We start from the raw sequence: 225 nt of genomic DNA, 5'->3' as shown, positions 1-225 counted from the left end.
ATCCGAAAATGTCTTAAGCGTCTTCCCGCTCTCACTGTCCAGCACTTCTACCCCAAAATGAGGCGTTACCCTCTTTCCTCCATTGATCAAGGAACTGACTGTGGCGGCCATCTGTACCGGCGTCACCTGGAACGACTGACCGAATGTCATGGTAGCAAGCTCTACCTCCCCGATATCTTCCAGCCGGTGCATGATAGTAGAAGCCTCCCCCGGAAGATCCACCCC

1 protein-coding gene is annotated in these 225 nt (G+C 54.2%); it reads right to left on the bottom strand.

All coding sequences use genetic code 11. The features are described from left to right. On the bottom strand, positions 1 to 222 hold a 222-nt coding region (locus HJY11_RS13945), incomplete at its 3' end, for a penicillin-binding transpeptidase domain-containing protein (protein ID WP_368041625.1). Positions 223 to 225: the final 3 nt, after the last annotated feature.

The organism is Bittarella massiliensis (ex Durand et al. 2017) (genome assembly GCF_017566145.1).
GTDB lineage: Bacteria > Bacillota > Clostridia > Oscillospirales > Ruminococcaceae > Bittarella > Bittarella massiliensis_A.
Note: the sequence above shows the minus strand (reverse complement) of the source record. Positions and strands in the feature narration are given on the sequence as shown.